A 17,311-nucleotide genomic window follows, 5' to 3' on the forward strand; every position below is an offset into this window, starting at 1 on the left:
AGATTGGAAAAGACGGGAAAAACCACATGCACCTCCACGCGGAGGCGTTCAGCGGCGATTCAAAACTCCGCGCATCACGCGCGCCCGAACAGCCCTTTCAACCAGCCCATCAAACTTCGTTTCGATGGCACGACAGGAGGTGGCTCGGGCGGGGTGGACTTCGTTGGCGGAGATGACGGAGTGCGCGGCGCGGTCGCGGACGGAGGCGGCCGGCTGTTCGCGCGCGCAGGCGACGGAGCGGCTGGAGCCACCTCCGCCTCCAGTCGTGACACGCGGGCGCGCGCGGCCTCGGGGGTGTCGCGCGTGGTGAACGTGCTGGAGACCTCGCGGCCCGTGGTGCCCTCGCGAGCCGTCACCTTCAGGAGCGACTCGTTGCTCACCTCGAAGGTGATGGTGACCTGCACGGCGCCGCGGGGCCGCCTCGGCAACCCGGTGAGCTTCAACGTTCCCAGGTACTCATTGTCCGCCGCGCGATCCGAGTCGCCCTGGAACACGGACAGCTCCAGCTCCGTCTGCTCATCGCGGTGCGTGGCCACCGTGTAGCTCTTGGTGGCCGGCAGCGACACGTTGCGCTCCAGCACGGGCTTGAAGCGGCCACCCGGCAGGCCCACGCCAATGGCCATGGGGAGCACGTCGATGAGCACCACGCCTTCGAGCTGCCCCAGGCTGTGCGCCAGGAGCGCCGCGCCCAGCGCCACGGCCTCGTCGGGGTGGACGCCCTTGCTGGGCGGCTTGCCGAAGAAGCGGGTGATCTTCTCGTGCACGAGCGGGAAGCGGCTCTGGCCTCCCACGAGGATGACCTCGTCGATGTCCTTGGGCCCCAGGTTCTTCGCGCGGAGGACCTCGTCGCAGACCTGGAGCGTGCGGTCGACGAGCTTCTCCGTCAGCTCGGTCAGCTTCTGCCGCGTGAGCGTGACGTCCAGGTCGTAGGGCTTGTCGTCGATCATCGTCACGAAGGCCACGTGCACCCGCATCTCCGAGCGCTCGGACAGCGCGCACTTGGCCCGCTCCGCCGCGTCGTTGATGCGCTGCATGGCCACGCGATCGCCCTGGAACGCGCGGCCCGTGGCCTTGCGGAACTCGTTCAGCAGGTACTCGACAATCGCGTTGTCGAAGTCGAGGCCCCCCAGGAACGTGTCGCCGCCCGTGGAGATGACCTCGTAGACGGTGTCCGCCAGCTCCAACACGGACGCGTCGAAGGTGCCGCCGCCCAGGTCATAGACGAGCACTCGCTGGTTGAGCTTGCGCCCATAGCCATACGCGAGCGCCGCCGCGGTGGGCTCGTTGAGGATGCGCTCCACCACCAGGCCCGCCAGCTTCCCGGCCTCGCGCACCGCCTGGCGCTGGTTGTCGTTGTAGTAGGCCGGGACGGTGATGACCGCGCGCGAGATGGGCTGGCCGAGCTGGTTCTGCGCCACCTCGCGCACCTCGCGCAGGATGAGCGCGGAGATCTGCTGGAGCGAGTAGATGCGATCGCCCAACCGCACCGCCGCCTCGCCTCCGTCTCCCGGGGCGATCTCGTAGTGAAAGCGGTCCTTGATGTGTTGAACAATGGGCGATTCGTACGGGCGCCCCACCAGCCGCTTCGCGCCATAGACGGTCTGGCGCGGGTTGGTGAGCATCTGCCCCTTGGCCGGATGTCCCACCACCAGCTTGGCGCGCGAGTTGAGCGCGAGGATGGAGGGCACCGTGTTGTGGCCCTCGCGGCTGTGGAGCACCGCGGGCTTGGTGTTGCGCACAAACGCGGCGCAGGAGTTCGTCGTCCCCAGGTCGATGCCAATGACCGGGCCCGTGCGCTTGGGCTCCTCGGTGCTCAGCCCCAACGCCTCCGCCGACATGATGACCACGTCGCCCTGGGCTGGCCCCGGAGCGGCCGAGCCAGCCGCCGCTCGGGGCGCGGCGCTCGCGATGGGGGCCGCGCTCAGCGGCGGAGGAGCCGGGGAGGGTGGGAGGGTGTGGTCGGCGGGCCCGACCCCGTTCGGCAACGGCGGCGTGTCGGACTGCGCATGCGGGAGGCTGGCGGCGGCCGAGTCCAGGAAGCGCCGGGTCTGCGGATCGAGCTGCACGAAGCGCAGCCCCATGCCCGGGATGCCCTGGCCTTGCTGGCCCGTGACGAAGTGCACCACGGCCGAGGCGTAGACAATGCGCTCACCGCTCGCCAGGCGGAGGTCCAGGGTGACGGGCGTCCCGGGGGGCTTCACCGCCTTGGCGCGCAAATAGATGCCGCCTCGGGTGATGTTGCCTCCGTACTTCGCAAGGAACTCTTCGGGTGTCGCGAAGGGCAGCTTCACCACCAGCCCGACCGCCCCCTGATTCGATTCCGTCAATGCGATGTCCCGAGACGTGAGTGCGTGCCGAGTATCGCCCGAAGTCCTGGCGAACGGGCGTCAAAAAAGGCCTTCTCCGTTGCGCACGCGCCTCGTAACTCGTATGGACACGCACCCGCGGGGCGCTGGTGCCTCGCGGGGCCTCCGGGAGCCCCCATGCTGAACCCCGATATCCGGTTGGCCCTCACCTTCGATGACGTCCTGCTGCTGCCGGCCGACAGCGCCATCGTCCCGCGTGACGCCGACCTGACGACCCGCCTCACGCGCAACCTCCGCCTGAACATCCCGCTGCTCTCGGCGGCCATGGACACCGTGACGGAAGCGCGCACGGCCATCGCCATGGCGCAGGAAGGCGGCATCGGCGTCATCCACAAGAACATGACCCCCGAGCAACAGGCGCTCGAGGTCCTCAAGGTGAAGAAGTTCGAGAGCGGCATGGTGGTGGATCCCGTCACCATCGAGCCCGACGCGCCGCTGTCCCGCGCCCTCGAGCTGATGCGCCACCACGGCATCTCCGGCATCCCCGTCGTGAAGGGCAAGCTGCTCGTCGGCATCGTCACCAGCCGCGACGTGCGCTTCGAGAAGAACGTCACGCAGAAGGTGGAAGCCGTGATGACGCGCAAGCTCATCACCGGCCAGGTGGGCATCAAGCAGGAAGATGCCCAGCGGCTCCTGCACGAGCACCGCATCGAGAAGCTCCTCGTCGTCAACGAGGGGTTCGAGCTCAAGGGGCTCATCACCATCAAGGACATCGAGAAGCGCCGCACGCACCCCAACGCGGCCAAGGACGCCAAGGGCCGGCTGCTCGTCGCCGCCGCGGTGGGCGTGGGCGCGGACCGCGAGGCCCGCGTGGACGCGCTGAGCAAGGCCGGCGTGGACGTCATCGTGGTGGACACGGCCCACGGACATCAGCGCGGCGTGGTGGACTCGGTGCGCGACACGCGCACGAACTTCCACGGCTTCGAGCTCATCGCCGGCAACGTCGCCACCGCCGAGGCCACCCGCGCGCTCATCCAGGCGGGCGTGGACGCGGTGAAGGTGGGCATCGGGCCCGGCTCCATCTGCACCACCCGCGTGGTGGCCGGCGTGGGCGTGCCCCAGGTCACCGCGGTGGATGACTGCGCCCGCGAGGCGGACAAGCACGGCATCCCCATCATCTCGGACGGCGGCATCAAGTACTCGGGCGACATCGTCAAGGCGCTCGCCGCGGGTGCCAGCTCGGTGATGATCGGCTCGCTGTTCGCCGGCACCGAGGAGGCCCCGGGAGACGTCATCCTGTACCAGGGCCGCAGCTACAAGAGCTACCGGGGCATGGGCAGCCTGGGCGCCATGAAGCAGGGCGCCAAGGACCGCTACTTCCAGTCGGACGTGGAGGCGGTCAAGCTCGTGCCCGAGGGCATCGAGGGGCGCGTGCCGTACAAGGGCACGCTGGCCATGAACGTGCACCAGATGCTGGGCGGCATTCGCAGCGGCATGGGCTACGTGGGCTGCGGCACCATCGAGGCCCTGCGCACCCAGGCCACCTTCGTGCGAATCACGTCGGCCGGACTCAAGGAGAGCCACGTGCACGACGTCATCATCACCGAGGAAGCGCCCAACTACCGGATGGAGTAGGGCGCTCCGCGCTCGGGGAGGGGGCCTGGAGGCGGGCCCCCGACCGCGTGGCTACTTGCGGCGGCGCTCCTTGCCACTCGCCGCCTCGTCGCTGGCGGGAGCGGTGGTGCCGGAGACCTTCTTCTCCGCGCCGTTCACCTTGCCCACGAGCTGATCCTTGTCGTCCGGCTCGAGCGTCTCGATGGCCTGCCGCAGGGTGTTGAAGTCCAGGCGCGCCACCGTGACGGTGTTGCCGCCCTTGATCTCCTGCACCGTGGGCACCTCGATCAGCTCGCGCAGGTACGTCTCGAACTCGACGCGCACGTCGGCGGACTGCTGCACGCAGGCCTCCTTGGCGGCGACGATGGACTGGCTGCCCTCGCGGTAGCTCAGGTCGGGGTTGCGGTTCATCGCCTCCTCGAACGTGGCCGTCCGCTTGCGGAGCGAGGAGTAGAGCTGGATGTAGTCAACCAGGCGGTCGGTCTCCGGACGGTTCACGTTGCGAGCCTTGTTCAAGGCCTCGGAAGTGTCGTCACAGGAGAGCTTCTGCAGCTCGGCCGCTCCGGGAGTCTCCTTCACGGAGAGATTTTTCGTGTCGCGGTCCAACCGCTCGTCGGACGTAATCTCCTTCACGCAACCAGCGGAGGACAGCATCAGGACGGTCGCAGCAACAGCACTGGAAGCGGACAGGCGCATCCGAACCTCGAAGAACAATTGGCGGGCTTTCGGCGTTGTTTCCCGAAGTTTGTAGCGATAAGGCCCCCCACCCGTCAACGACGCCCCCTATTGGAGACCCTCTGGTGGACCTGCACGCCGAGAAGATCCTGATCCTCGATTTCGGGAGTCAGTACACCCAGCTCATTGCCCGCCGCGTGCGGGAATTGGGCGTCTACTGTGAAATCCACCGGCCGGACCTCTCCAAGGAGGAGATCCGCCGGTTCGCCCCCCGGGGAATCATCCTCTCCGGGGGCCCTGCCTCCGTGGAAGCGCCGGGCTCGCCCCGGTGCGATCCCTACGTGTTCGAGGCCGAGGTGCCCGTGCTGGGCATCTGCTACGGCCTGCAGCTCCTGGCGAAGCTCTTGGGCGGCCGCGTGGACCGGGGCGCCCATCGTGAGTACGGCAACGCGGAGGTGGAGGTGCTCGCCGCGCGCGGCCCGCTGTCCGACTTCCGCCCTGGAGACCGCGTCCAGGTGTGGATGAGCCACGGCGATCGCGTGGACGCACTCCCGCCGGGCTTCGAGGCCATCGGTCGCAGCGGCAACTCGCCGTTCGCCGCGGCCGCGCACACGAGCAAGCCCTGGTACGGCCTCCAGTTCCACCCCGAGGTGGCCCATACGCCGCAGGGCAAGGCCTTGCTGCGCGCCTTCCTGTTCAACGACTGCAAGGTGACGGGCTCCTGGACGATGAAGGGCTTCATCGACGAGGCCGTCACGACCATCCGCCAGCGGGTGGGGGAGCAGGGCAGGGTCATCTGCGCGCTCTCCGGCGGCGTGGACAGCTCCGTCGCCGCGCTGTTGCTGCACCGGGCCATCGGCCCCCGGCTCCAGTGCATCTTCGTGGACAACGGCGTGCTCCGGCAGGGCGAGCGGGCGCAGGTGGAGGCCCTCTTCGTGGATCGCTTCCACGTGCCGCTCATCACGGTGGATGCCCGCGCGCGCTTCCTGGAGAAGCTCGCCGGCGTCACGGATCCGGAGAAGAAGCGGAAGATCATCGGCCGCGAGTTCATCGCGGTGTTCGAGGAGGCCTCCCGCGACATCCAGGACGCCAGCTTCCTGGCGCAGGGCACGCTCTACCCGGACGTCATCGAGTCGGTGTCCTACAAAGGCCCGTCCGTCACCATCAAGAGCCATCACAACGTGGGCGGCCTGCCCGAGCAGATGAAGCTCAAGCTGGTGGAGCCGCTGCGCGAGCTGTTCAAGGACGAGGTTCGCGCGCTCGGCCGCGAGCTGGGGCTCCCCGAGGAGATGGTGAACCGGCAGCCGTTCCCCGGCCCCGGCCTGGCCATCCGCGTGCTGGGCGAGGTGACCGAGCCGCGGCTGGAGCTGGTGCGCCGCGCGGACGCCATCGTCCAGGAGGAGATCCGCGCCGCGGGGCTGTACACCCAGGTGTGGCAGGCCTTCGCCGTGCTGCTGCCAGTGCAGAGCGTGGGCGTGATGGGCGACGAGCGCACCTACGAGTCCACCTGCGTGCTGCGCGCCGTCACCAGCGTGGATGGCATGACGGCGGACTGGGCGCGGCTCCCGTTCCCGGTGCTGGAGCGCATCTCCACGCGCATCACCAACGAGGTGCGTGGCATCAACCGCGTTGTCTACGACATCTCGTCCAAGCCGCCCGCGACCATCGAGTGGGAGTAGGCCCCAGCCCCGCGAGGGCCTGAATGACAAGAGGCTGCCCGGGATGAACCGGGCAGCCTCTTTTGCTTCAGGAGACTGGGACGACTACCCCGCCGGGTTCGCCTTCACGGGCGGCGTCTGGGTGCTGCCCGGGCGCAGCTCCTCGAGGACGCGGTTCGCACCGTAGACCTTCTGGAGCGCTTCGATGATCGCGTCGCTGTGCACGGCCACCGTGCGGTTCACGGACTCGTCGAAGCCGTAGTCACCGCCGAGCGACTGGATGTTGCCGTCGAACACCAGGCCGACGATCTCCGCGTTCTTGTTCAGCATGGGCGAGCCGGAGTTGCCGCCGATGATGTCGTTGGTGGTGACGAAGTTCATGCCCGTGGTCGGCGTCAGGCTGCTCTGCGCCTTGAGCCAGGACTTCGGCAGGGCGAAGGGCTCCTCGCCCGTCGCGTGCTCGAAGGTGCCCGACATCTGGGTGATGGGGGCCACCGTCTTGCCGCTCGCCGAGTAGCCCTTCACCGAGCCGTAGGACAGCCGCATGCTGAACGTGGCGTCCGGGTACATGCTGGTGCCGTAGATGTCGAACTTCGCCTTGGCGACCAGCTCGCTGTTCTTCCGGATGACGGACTCGATGTCATCCTCGAACGTCTTGCGGATGCCGCGCGCGTCCTCGTCCACCAGACGGGCCAGCTGGATCATCGTGTCCTTGGAGGAGTCGATGGCGGCCTTGCCACCCGCGAACACGGCCTGGCGCGCCTTCACGTCCGCCAACTTGGAGCCCTTGACGACGCGGGCGGCCATCGTGGCGGGCGACTCCTTGCCCAGCACCTTCTTCACGAACGGGTGGGACGGCCCCAGCTCCTCACGCAGCTTGGTGAGGCTGAAGGTCAGGCGGGCGATCTCCAGCTCCGCGTAGATGGGCGCCGGGCTGAAGACGTTCGCCTTGAGGGCGGGCAGGTTGGCGTCCGAGAACTCACGCAGCCGCTGGCCGTTGTCCTTGGGCAGCTCATCCGCGCCGCGCACGAGCGCGCGGGCGATGTAGAAGAGCTGGGACGAGAAGCCCGAGCCCTGCTCCATGAAGGCCAGTTCCTTGCGGATGTGGGTCAGCTGCTCCTCGGCCTTGGCGATCTCATCCCAGGAGCCGGCGTACTTCTTCTTCATCTCCGGGTTCGCGTCGACCTTCTTGCGCAGCTCCTGCTCGGCGGCGACCTTCTGCGCGAAGAACGCCTTGTCGAGCAGCGCCTCGTGCTTGCCCTTCATGGCCTTCAGCGCGTTCTCCACGCCGAAGAGCAGGTTGCTGGAGATGCGCTTCTGCTCAGGGCCCCGGCGCTGGAACTCGGTGATCATGCCGCGCAGCTCGGAGAGCGACATGAGCGTCTTGGGCAGCATCACGTCGCGCTGGTACTCCAGCTCGGCGATGGTCAGCCCGCGCGAGGTGCGGCCCGGGTTGCCGGAGACGAACGTCAGCTCGCCCTCCTTGGCTCCGTGCTCGGACCACTTGAAGTAGTGGTCCATCTTCGCCGGCTTGCCGTCCTGGTAGACGCGCACGAAGGACACGTCCAGGTCGTACCGGGGGAACTCGAAGTTGTCCGGGTCACCGCCGAAGAAGGCGATGGCGTGCTCCGGGGCGAACACGAGGCGCACGTCCTGGAACCGGCGGTACTTGTACAGGTTGTACTTGCCGCCCTGGTACAGGGTGACGACGTCACAGCGGACCTTGTCGTCGCCCGCGACACAGTCCTTCTCCAGCTTGTTCATCTCGGCCTTGAGCGTCTCGGCGTACTGCTTGCCGGCCATGCCCTGGGTCGACTTGTTCAGCGCCTCGGTGACATCCGTGATGTCGACCAGCTGGTTCAGCTCCATGGCCGGGCACTGCTTCTCCTCGGCCTGGCTCTTCGCGTAGAAGCCGTTCGCGAGGTAGTCCTGCTTGGCGCTGGAGAGCTGCTCCACGCATCCGCGCGCGCAGTGGTGGTTGGTCATCACCAGGCCATCCGGCGACACGAAGCTGGCCGAGCAACCGCCCGCCAGACGCGCCGAACCGAGCCGCATCGTGTCGAGCCATTGCTGGGTGGGCTCGAAGCCGTACTTCTCCTTCACCTTCGCGGCCGGGAAATTGTTGTACGTCCACATGCCTTCGTCGGCGAGCGCCGGAGCGGCACCGAGGAAAGCGGCAATCATGACCAGACGCTTCATGAAGTGAGTCCTTTCAGGCCGTGGTTACGGCCAGGGCAGTGTGGTGTTTCTGCGGGAAGCCACAGGGAGGGTCAAGCTGGGAAATACCCCGCGCCTCCGGTAACGAATGAGCGGCCGAACGATTCCTTGGGTGGGGGACAGGCGTCGCGCCATCCCCTGGAAACCCTTAGGGAATCCTCGAACCCATGAAGTTAAACGAGGCTCGGCCAGAATTGTCGCAAGGCTTTCGCCGGAAGGGCCCGTGATGACCTGGAGCATCGCCCCCACGAGGCACGACGCAACACGTCAGGTTCGATGTCTGGATTGGATTCAGGGTGTTGCTTGGGTTCGCGCGGCGTGGCGGCCCCGCGAGAAGCTTCCAGGCGTGGTGCCGGTGAGCGCGCGGAAGTCCGCGATGAGGTGGGCTTGATCGTAGTAGCCCACCGCCGTCGCGATGGTGCCCCAGTCCGGTGAGGACTGGAGGCGCGAGGCGCGCACGGCGCGCTGGAACCGAACGATGCGCGCGTAGGCCTTGGGGCCCATGCCCACCACCTCATCGAAGGCCCGGCGCAGTTGGCGCTCGCTGACGCCCACGGTGCGCGCGAGCGCATCCACCCGAGGCAACTCGCGCGCGTCCGAGAGGAGCCTCACGGCGCGGAGGACGAGGTGCGCGGACGCGGGCTCGTACACGTCGTCCCGGCGCAGGCGGGCGATGAGGGCCTGGCGGAGCACGTCCATGCGCGCGACCACCGACGGGGCCGCGGACAGGCGCTCGCGCAGTCGCTGGCCCTCGGCGGGGCTCCACAGGGCCTCGATGGGCACCACGCGGTTGGTCAACTCGGAGATGGGGACGCCGAAGAAGGGGTAGGCGCCGCCGGGCTTGAAGTGCAGGCCGATGCTCCCGGGAGGAACCTCGGACACGGGCTTGCGCAGCATCTGGAGCCGCGTCCCCAAGGCGTAGACGTCCGCGCCCGATGCGGTGTTGCGGACGATGAGATCCACCTCGCCGTTGGGCAGGCGCACGTAGCTGTCTTGCTCCGGGGCTCGCGTCAGGACGCGAACCCCATGCACGAACCGAGAGAGGGCGTCGTGCGGGACGACGGGGGCGGAGGCCAGGTTCACGCGTCGAGCATGGGCCACACCTCGCGGTGCTTCAACCTGGCCGCGAGGCGCACGCGGGGCCATGGCCGATTTCTCCAATCGGGCGCGTGGTGGCGTTCCTAGCTTTGACGGACCCAGCCAGGAGGCCATGCGGACATGAGGATTCATCACATCAACTGCGGGACGCTGTGTCCCGCGAGCTCACGACTCGTCGTGGGAGAAGGCAGCCTGTTCGCCCGAGCGCGATTGGTGTGCCACTGCTTGCTCATCGAGTCGAGCGACGGCCTGGTCCTGGTGGACACGGGCTTGGGCACGCGGGATCTCCAGGACCCGAAGGGGCGACTCGGGAAGCGCTTCGTGCGCCGCAACGCGCCCCGGTTGAGTCCCGCGGAGACGGCGCTGGCGCATGTCGAGCGGCTCGGCTTCCGTCGCGAGGACGTGCGGCACATCATCCCGACGCACCTGGACCTCGACCACGTGGGCGGACTCGCGGACTTCCCGCATGCGCGGGTGCACGTCTTTCGTGACGAGCTGGAGTCGGCGCGGCGGCCCGTGGCCCCGGACCCGCGCTTCGGTTACCGGCCCGTGCTCTGGGAGCATGGGCCGCAGTGGGTTTCCTACGCGGTGGCGGGCGAGCGCTGGTTCGGCTTCGACTCTGTGCGCGCCATCCCGGGGCTGTCCGAGGAGCTCGCCTTGGTGCCCCTGGTGGGCCATACCGCGGGACATTGCGGCGTCGCGGTGAAGACTGGCGAGGGCTGGCTGTTGCACGCCGGAGACGCCTACTTCAGCCACCGCGAGCTGGACTGGAAGTCGCCGCGCAGTCCCTTCGGGCTGGCGCTGTTCCAGCGGCTGCGGTCCGTGGACAACGCGCGACGCCTGTCGAATCAACAGCGGCTGCGCGAACTGGTGCAGAGCCACGGACCGCAGGTTCAAGTGTTCTCCGCGCACTGCGCCGTGGAGTTCGACCGCCACACGAGCCGCGAGGACTCCGTGCGCGGAGCCGCTTGAGGGCGGGCAGGGGCGTTGAGTCGAACCCCTGGGCCCGTCGTCGCCATGGAACGTCGGGGCGCTACGCGATCAGCCGGCGCTCCCGAAGCGCCGCGAGCAGCCGAGGCTTGCCTTCGTTCATCACCGGCTCTCCGTGCGACGGCACCACGTGTTCGAAGTCCATCTCGACGAGCTTCGCGACCGCGGCCTCGAGCGCGGCCCGGTCCGTGGCGAACCGCAGGAACAGCTTGCTGACCGCGAAGCGCCGGTACGTGCCGAACGTGAGGAAGAACATCCACGCCAGCAGGCCCTTGGGTTTGGCGATGTTGAACACCATGTCGGTCAGGTAGAGCGCCTTGGAGGCCCGGTGCAGGAACGCTGTCTCGTTGAGCTTGGGCATGCCCGGAAGAGGCAGGATCGGCAGCTCGCGCTCATACGGCCAGGGGTCGACGCCCAGCAGTCCATGGAACTTCAGGTCCGGGTGCTTTTCCCGGATGCCCACCGGACCCCAAAGCCGAGCGTTGGGATGCGCCGCCGCGGCGGCCTTCATGCCCGCGGTGTGCGGCAGGCACGGCGCCACGATGTCGGTGACGGGGCCCGCATCCTTGAGCTGCTCAGGCGTGAGTTGGGTGCCCGGGGACAACAGCACGCGACCTTGTTCGAGCTCGAAGACCACCGAGCGAACCGGCAGATGCATGATCGGAGACCGCAGTGTGGAATCGAGGAAGCGAGGCTGGGGGAGAGTCAGCGGCTGGGGGAGAGTCATATGGGGCCGCGACGCTCGCACAACGCGCGCCGGAACACGCGAATGAACGAGCGGATCCGTGCGCGAACCGGAGCCCCGAATGGCGGGTTTCCAATGGCCTCTGGAGCCCCTGGGACCCCATTTGGTTAGTTTACATAACGCATCTTATCAGACGTCCCGTTCAGAGAGGGACAGGGGGATGCGCGGCCCTGACTTGGGGCTTTTCGGGCCGCCTTCCGGCACCTACGGTTGCCGCCCCATATGCGTCCTCTTCTTCGAACCGGATTCGCCGCCACGTGCTGTGGCCTGGCGCTCGTTCTCGCGGGCTGCCCCAGCAAGACTCCCGCGCCCGGCCTTGATGGCGGCGTCGCCGCGAGCGTCGTGGATGCGGGCATCGCCCCGCCGGTCGCTGTCTTCTCGCTCCAGTACCAGTCCCCGGACGCGGGACTGGCGACCATCCCGCTGGCGCTCGATGAGAAGCCGTTGGTCGAGCCCACCTCAGTGCTGGAGCTGCGCAGCTCGGTGCCGCTGCGCAACTACCGGGTCCGGCTCTTCGATGAATCGGACCGCGCGGTCGTCTCGGATGACCGCGCCACCGAGTCCGAGACCGGCCTCGAGTACCGGATCGGCCTACCAGAGCCGCTCAAGACGGGCTTCTCGTACACGCTGGTCGTCGACGCGCAGACCGGCTCGTCCCTCACCGATGCCCAGGGCCACGACATCGATGACCTCCGGGCTCAGTTCCAGGTCGCCGGCGAAAAGGAAAAGCCCAAGCCTTCGCCGGCGCCTGCCAAGTCCAAGGCCAAGAAGAAGAAACACAAGTAGCGGGCCCTACCGGCCTGCCACCGGGAGCTTCAGCTCGACCTGGAGCTCCCGCAGCTTCGCCTGGATGATCCGAATGTTCGCGGGGCCCATGCGCAGCAAGTGCTTCTGGGCTCGGCTCAGGCCCTCCAGCTCCGGCGCCGCGTAGGCATACAGCGCGCCTTGCGGATGGACCTCCACGGGGCTCTCGGCTGCGGGCACGGCCAGCATCGCCGCAATGGCCCGCGACAATGCCTGATCAAACGTCTGGCCCGGCGGTGCAATCTCCGCGTAGGCCTGATCCATCAGCGGATGCAGTTCGCGGAACACCAGGCCGGAACCCCGAGCGTCGATCGTCCCCAGGACACGGGCCACGGCGTCGTAGCGCGCGTAGGTTCGCGGATGGATGGTGGTCGCCGCGCCGCGGGCCTCGTTCACTTCAAAGGCCCCCGTGGGCGCCAGGAAGCCGAGCACCGTGCGCGGGCTCTCGCCGTCCGCGATGTTGCTGACGGCCGCGGTGAACCGCCGGATGAGGTCCTTCTCCTGGAGCCACTTCGCCAGTTCGGCTTCCAGCGACAGCTTGCCCACCAGCTCTCGAACTCGGCCGTCGCTGTCGGGCAGCGATGCGGCGGCGACCGGAACCTCGGCCGGCGGCGCAGCAGGCACCGGCGCTGGCACGGAGGGTGTGGCCACAGGCGGCGTCTCGGCGTCTCGGCGCAGCCCGAAGTACGAGCCGACCACGGCAAGCACCGCGAGTGCCGCCACGGTGCCCATGACCATGGCCCGGGGTGATCGAGCTGGCTGGATGGTGGCCTCGGGGGTGTCTCCAGGGGGCTTCACGAAGTTGGGCTCATTCATGGGTGTCTCCAGTCCATCCAGCTACAAACGAGTCCTTGGCGCATTCCAGTCCGCCAGCCGCCACAGGCGCCGGCCATCCGCCATGAGGAATCCCCCCGGCAAGAGCTGCAAGGCCCCAATGGCCTCGTGCTCCAGGGGGAGCTCCAGCCGATGCGTCGGCCGCAGCGTGCCCGCGTCGAGTTGGAGGAGCGAGAATCGCTGTGACTCCCCTGCTCCCTCTGCGTCCAGCCCTTCCATGACCACGAAGACCGAGTCCGCGGTCACGAGCCCTGAATAGTCCGTGACCTGCGTCCCGGTGTCCTCCGGCAGCGCGTACTCGGCCAGCAGCGCACACCCCGGGAAGCTCCAGCGCCGGACCCAGGTCCCGCCAATGCCGATGAAGCTCGTCCCCGAGGCATCGAAGCCCGCGGGAAAGAACGGCGCATCCGGGCTGTCGAGCGCGCCCTCGCGAACCAGGCGGCCACGCTCGCGCCGGAGGAACACGAGCCAGGTGCCATCCTGGCCTTGGCTCACGGACACGCCCATCACGGGCGCCGACGGATGCGGCATCAGCTCATGCAGCCCCTCCAGCTCCGGGTCGAGGACCGCGGTGACCGCGCCCGGGCCCGAGGCTCCATCGGTCAGCGTCTCGCCATCGAGGACCCGGACGACATGCTGGCCCCCGGCCTCCTCACTGGTCCAAAGCTCCTGGCCGGAGGCATCGAAGCCCAGCGCCAGCGACGGATGCGGCCAGAGCCGAGACCCCAGCGTGGGCACGTCTCGTGGCGTCCCTCGGCGCAGCTCCAGTCGTCCGGGTCCCATGACGATGAGTCGCTCCAGGTCGGGATGCAGCGCCAATCGCGTCGCGTGGAGCGGAATCTCCAAGCCCGGCCCCACGTGCCAATCATCCGAGGCGCGCAGCAGCGTGAGTCGCCCCGGGCCCGAGGGCAACCCCAGGACGCGATCGGACGTTCCGCGAATGACACCGTCTCGGGCCCACTCCACCTGCACCGGCCGAGGCAGGTCCTGCCGGATGAGGCGGACCGCATGGCTGGGGAGGTTCCTGTCCCCAGGCGGACTCAGGCGTCCTGCTCCATGGCGCGCACGCGCGCGAGCGTGTCGAGGTCGCGCTCGGTGGGCCCCAGCTCCAGGATGACCCGGCTCACGTCGTAGAGCACATCTCCGCGATCGAACACGGGCAGCCGGGGAACGTCCTGGTTCAGATCGTCCGCGCCTCGGTTGTAGGTCACGTCCATCAACGTCCGGAGCTGGAACGCGTCGTACAGGTTGTACTCGACGAGGAACCGCAGGGCTTCCACGTCACCGCGGCGCAGATAGGCGCGCCACAGCAGCACTGCGTCCCAGCCATGCACGCCCTTGAGGTGCGGTGGCCTCGCGGCGCCGATCTTGTCCTCGATCTCCTTGAGCCCGCCGCCCATGCCCAGGCGTCGCGTGACGAACCGGAGGTCGATGTGCGCCGCGGGAACCGGGAACCGCCCGTGGCCGAAGTAGTCCCTCAACACGGGGACATCGAAGCAGGAGCCGTTGAACGTCACCCACAGCCGCCGAGCGGCCATCGCCTCGGGCAGCGCGTCCATGTTCCGGCCCTGGACGAAGACGCTCAGCCCCGAGGCGTCGAACAGGCTCACCACCGTGGGGACCTGGGTCTTGCTGCCGTCCGTCTCGATGTCGAAGTAGACGGCCTCCTGTGCGAACTCTGGGTACAGTCGCCAGTGCTCGCGGGATGGCAAGAGCTGCGCCAGCGCCTGCAGGTCTCTGCGCGCCAACGCCTCGCGCGCCTGGGCGATCCGCGCGCGCGCCACGTCGTCCGACTTGCGGTTGATGGCGATGCCAGTGCCCGCCGCCGGGAAGTCATCCCAGGTGCGGATCCCGCGCGACCACAAGTCCTTCTCGCGCCACGGTCCCACGCCGGGGATGTGCTGGAAGGTTCGCTGCAACATCAAGTGGGAGCGCCCAATCTTCCGGCCAGGAGTTCGTCCAGGAGCGGCACGTCCGCCTCGCAGAACGGCAGGGCCTGCATCTCCGTGGGCGTGTGGAATGCGAGCGCCTGGGCGCCGAGCGGCCGAGGCTCACCTGACACGAGCGTCGCGCCGTACAGCGCCAGCTCCACCGTCAGGTCGGGATACGCGTGCCGCCCCTCCCACAGACGCGGGCCCACGCGCAGCTCCACGTCCAACTCCTCACGGCACTCGCGGGCGAGCGCGGCCTCATCGGACTCGCCGCGCTCCACCTTGCCGCCCGGGAACTCCCACAGGAGCGCCCGGCTTCCGCCGGGCAGGCGCTGCTGCACCAGGAAGCGCTGGGGCTGGCCTGGCTGGGGAATCAAGGCCGCCACCACCCGCACCGTCCTGGGCGCGGGGGCCGTCAACCGTGCGTCCCCAGGATGTCCATGGAGTACAGGTAGCCGTTGTTCGACAGCACGAACACCTTGCTGCCCTGCACATACGGGGTGGCCGAGATGCCATCGCCCGGGTTCCACGAGAGCCGGGACTGGCCCGTCACCGGATCCACGAAGAGCAGCGCGCGCTGGATGGGAACCAGCAGCATTCCCCTGGCGAACACGGGCGAATAGCCGGAGCGTTCCCCAAGCTTCAGCGTCCAGATGCGCTTGCCGTTCTCTCCCAGGAAGGCCTCCACCCGCCCGTCCCCGCTGGTGAACAGGACCTGTCCCCGAGCGAGCAGCGAGGTGATGCCCTCCACCGCCGTGTTCCAGACGACATCGCCCGACTCGGCCTCCAGGGCATACAGCCCGCCCTTGTACGACGCGACATACAGGTGGCCGGCCTCGTCGAGCACCGGCGTGGTGTCCACGTCCAGGAACTCGGTGCCACCACCCGACAGGGACTTCTCCCAGGTCACGCTGCCATCGGACGTCTTCAGCGCGACCAGGTAGCCATCGGAGAACCCGACGTAGGCCGTCTCCTCGTGCACGAGCGGCCGGCACGCGCCATGGATGGTGAAGCCCGAGGGCGGATCCCGGCGGTACTGCCAGGCCCACTGGCCGTCGTCCGCCTTCACCGCGAACAGGGTGTCGCTCTCCGACACCACGAGGACGAGCCCGTCCGCCACGACGGGCACCGTGGCGAGCGACTCCCCCGCCGTGTACTTCCACTTCACCGCGCCGGTGCGGACATCGATGGCGTAGAGGATGCCGTTGCCGCCCGGAACGTAGGCCACGCCGTTGTGGACGGCCGCGCCGGCGTTGAACCGGATGCCCGTCTCCACGCTCCAGACGACCTTCCCGTCAGGCGTGAGCCCGCGGGCGATGCCATCTCGCGTGAGCGCCACCACGTGGCGGCTGTCGGGATCGAACGCCGGCGAGGCGAACTCGCGCGGCGCGTACTCGAGCAGCGGTGGCTTGACGAGCGGCGTCCACCAGTCGATCTCGAAGAAGCTCACCGGTGGTTGACGGGGGGCCCGGGGCAGCTCCGGGTTTCCGTACAACGGCACCGAACCACACGCGCCCAGCAGTCCAACAGCCGCGGCGCCACCCACCCAACGCTTCCACCACGTGAGCTGCTTCATGGTCACTGCGCTACCCCGCGTCCTGCGTCGTCGTCGCGGCGGGGGTGGGCGCCGGAACCTTCACGCCCTCGGCGCTCAGCACCGCCAACCGCTCCGTGGCCTGACGCGCCGCCGCGCTGTTCGGGTGGTCCGTGGGAATCTTGGACAGCACCTGCGCGGCCTCTTCCTTCTTGTTGTCCAGGATGAGCATGCGGGCCTTGTGGTACTGGCCCATGCCGGCCAGGTACTCGCCAGAGTCCGCCGCGTCCATCTGGCTGAACGACTCGATGGCCTTCGCGTGGTCGCCCTTGGCCTCGTACGCGTAGCCCTGACCCTCGAACGCGCTGGCGCGCAGCGGATCAGTCGGGGCCGCGGACTTGAGGAAGTCACCGAAGGCGGTCAGGGCGTTGTCGAAGTTGCCCAGCCGGAACTCGGCCTTGCCCAGCGGCAGGGCCGCCGTCGTCGCGGCCCGGGTTCCCCCGTGCTCCTTGCGGAAGTCCGTGAGGGACTTCACCACCGCCTCGTCCTTCTCCTTCACCGACTTGAAGGGCGGCTCGGTATCCGAGGGGTTGGCGGCGTCCACGCCCGTCACCGGACGGTCCAGCACGGCCAGCGCCTGCCCGAGTCCCTGGGTGGCCTTCTCCTCGCCCCGCTTGGACACTTCACTGCCAATGGCGACGCCCACGGCGCCCACCACGAGCACGCCCGCGGCGATGGCGAGCAGCTTCTGGCGCTGCATGAGCCAATCGCGCGCGTCGGCGCCCGCCTTCTGGAAGGCGTCCGGCTGACGAAGCTCACGCTGGCGAATCTTCTCGGTCTTCTGCTGGGCCACGGTCACAGGACCTCTCTCGGCTCGACGGTGCTTTTCTGAGAAGCGGCGCACT

The 17,311-nt window shown here is 68.4% G+C and carries 15 protein-coding genes; 4 read left to right on the forward strand and 11 right to left on the reverse strand.

From position 1 onward, the window contains the following. Window positions 1–74: 74 nt before the first annotated feature. Complete coding sequence (locus tag KRR26_RS03970; RefSeq protein WP_217079154.1) at window positions 75–2,327, reverse strand: TIGR02266 family protein; 2,253 nt, start codon at window positions 2,325–2,327, stop codon at window positions 75–77. A gap of 156 nt (window positions 2,328–2,483) precedes the next feature. On the opposite strand from KRR26_RS03970, the gene guaB reads away from it, so the two are divergent. Then, the gene (gene guaB / locus KRR26_RS03975; RefSeq protein WP_120209429.1) at window positions 2,484–3,941 is read left to right on the forward strand and encodes an IMP dehydrogenase; all 1,458 of its coding nucleotides are present in this window, start codon (window positions 2,484–2,486) and stop codon (window positions 3,939–3,941) included. Window positions 3,942–3,992: 51 nt separating this feature from the next. Here the strand turns inward: guaB and KRR26_RS03980 are convergent, their stop codons facing one another. Then, window positions 3,993–4,616, reverse strand: coding sequence for a hypothetical protein (locus KRR26_RS03980; protein ID WP_120209558.1), 624 nt, complete (start codon window positions 4,614–4,616; stop codon window positions 3,993–3,995). A 104-nt stretch (window positions 4,617–4,720) separates the two neighbouring features. Here KRR26_RS03980 and guaA point away from each other — a divergent pair, with 104 nt between their 5' ends. Continuing rightward, the gene (gene guaA, locus KRR26_RS03985; protein WP_217079155.1) at window positions 4,721–6,274 is read left to right on the forward strand and encodes a glutamine-hydrolyzing GMP synthase; all 1,554 of its coding nucleotides are present in this window, start codon (window positions 4,721–4,723) and stop codon (window positions 6,272–6,274) included. Between the two features lie 84 nt (window positions 6,275–6,358). On the opposite strand, the gene KRR26_RS03990 is transcribed toward guaA, so the two are convergent. Both KRR26_RS03990 and KRR26_RS03995 read right to left on the reverse strand, forming a co-directional pair. Then, window positions 6,359–8,452, reverse strand: coding sequence for a S46 family peptidase (locus tag KRR26_RS03990; RefSeq protein WP_120209431.1), 2,094 nt, complete (start codon window positions 8,450–8,452; stop codon window positions 6,359–6,361). 309 nt (window positions 8,453–8,761) lie between these two features. Further along, the gene (locus tag KRR26_RS03995) at window positions 8,762–9,616 is read right to left on the reverse strand and encodes a helix-turn-helix domain-containing protein (protein WP_217079156.1); all 855 of its coding nucleotides are present in this window, start codon (window positions 9,614–9,616) and stop codon (window positions 8,762–8,764) included. A gap of 72 nt (window positions 9,617–9,688) precedes the next feature. Here KRR26_RS03995 and KRR26_RS04000 point away from each other — a divergent pair, with 72 nt between their 5' ends. After that, window positions 9,689–10,540: an MBL fold metallo-hydrolase gene (locus tag KRR26_RS04000; protein WP_217079157.1), complete on the forward strand. Its 852-nt coding sequence runs from the start codon at window positions 9,689–9,691 to the stop codon at window positions 10,538–10,540. Window positions 10,541–10,601: 61 nt separating this feature from the next. Here KRR26_RS04000 and KRR26_RS04005 read toward each other — a convergent pair whose 3' ends face one another. After that, window positions 10,602–11,216, reverse strand: a complete 615-nt coding sequence (locus KRR26_RS04005; RefSeq protein WP_217079158.1) for an MBL fold metallo-hydrolase — start codon at window positions 11,214–11,216, stop codon at window positions 10,602–10,604. A 309-nt stretch (window positions 11,217–11,525) separates the two neighbouring features. Here KRR26_RS04005 and KRR26_RS04010 point away from each other — a divergent pair, with 309 nt between their 5' ends. Next, entirely contained in the window at window positions 11,526–12,089 is a 564-nt protein-coding gene (locus KRR26_RS04010; protein WP_120209435.1) for a hypothetical protein, read from the forward strand. Between the two features lie 6 nt (window positions 12,090–12,095). Here the strand turns inward: KRR26_RS04010 and KRR26_RS04015 are convergent, their stop codons facing one another. The 6 genes from KRR26_RS04015 to KRR26_RS04040 form a co-directional block, all read right to left on the reverse strand. Continuing rightward, the gene (locus KRR26_RS04015) at window positions 12,096–12,923 is read right to left on the reverse strand and encodes a DUF3014 domain-containing protein (protein WP_217079159.1); all 828 of its coding nucleotides are present in this window, start codon (window positions 12,921–12,923) and stop codon (window positions 12,096–12,098) included. A gap of 21 nt (window positions 12,924–12,944) precedes the next feature. Next, on the reverse strand, window positions 12,945–13,913 hold the full coding sequence (locus KRR26_RS04020; protein ID WP_217079160.1) for a hypothetical protein: 969 nt from the start codon (window positions 13,911–13,913) through the stop codon (window positions 12,945–12,947). Between the two features lie 68 nt (window positions 13,914–13,981). After that, window positions 13,982–14,863 (reverse strand): ribonuclease H-like domain-containing protein, encoded by an 882-nt coding sequence (locus tag KRR26_RS04025; protein WP_120209438.1) that lies wholly within the window; start codon window positions 14,861–14,863, stop codon window positions 13,982–13,984. Beyond that, the gene (locus tag KRR26_RS04030; protein ID WP_120209439.1) at window positions 14,863–15,291 is read right to left on the reverse strand and encodes a (deoxy)nucleoside triphosphate pyrophosphohydrolase; all 429 of its coding nucleotides are present in this window, start codon (window positions 15,289–15,291) and stop codon (window positions 14,863–14,865) included. Before KRR26_RS04030 ends, KRR26_RS04025 begins: the two co-directional genes overlap by 1 nt. After that, complete coding sequence (locus tag KRR26_RS04035; protein ID WP_199723903.1) at window positions 15,288–16,448, reverse strand: outer membrane protein assembly factor BamB family protein; 1,161 nt, start codon at window positions 16,446–16,448, stop codon at window positions 15,288–15,290. The genes KRR26_RS04030 and KRR26_RS04035 overlap by 4 nt, the downstream gene beginning before the upstream one ends. 10 nt (window positions 16,449–16,458) lie before the next feature. Next, entirely contained in the window at window positions 16,459–17,259 is an 801-nt protein-coding gene (locus KRR26_RS04040) for a tetratricopeptide repeat protein (protein WP_120209559.1), read from the reverse strand. Window positions 17,260–17,311: the final 52 nt, after the last annotated feature.

This window comes from Citreicoccus inhibens (assembly GCF_019039035.1).
Classification (GTDB): Bacteria; Myxococcota; Myxococcia; order Myxococcales; family Myxococcaceae; genus Citreicoccus; species Citreicoccus inhibens.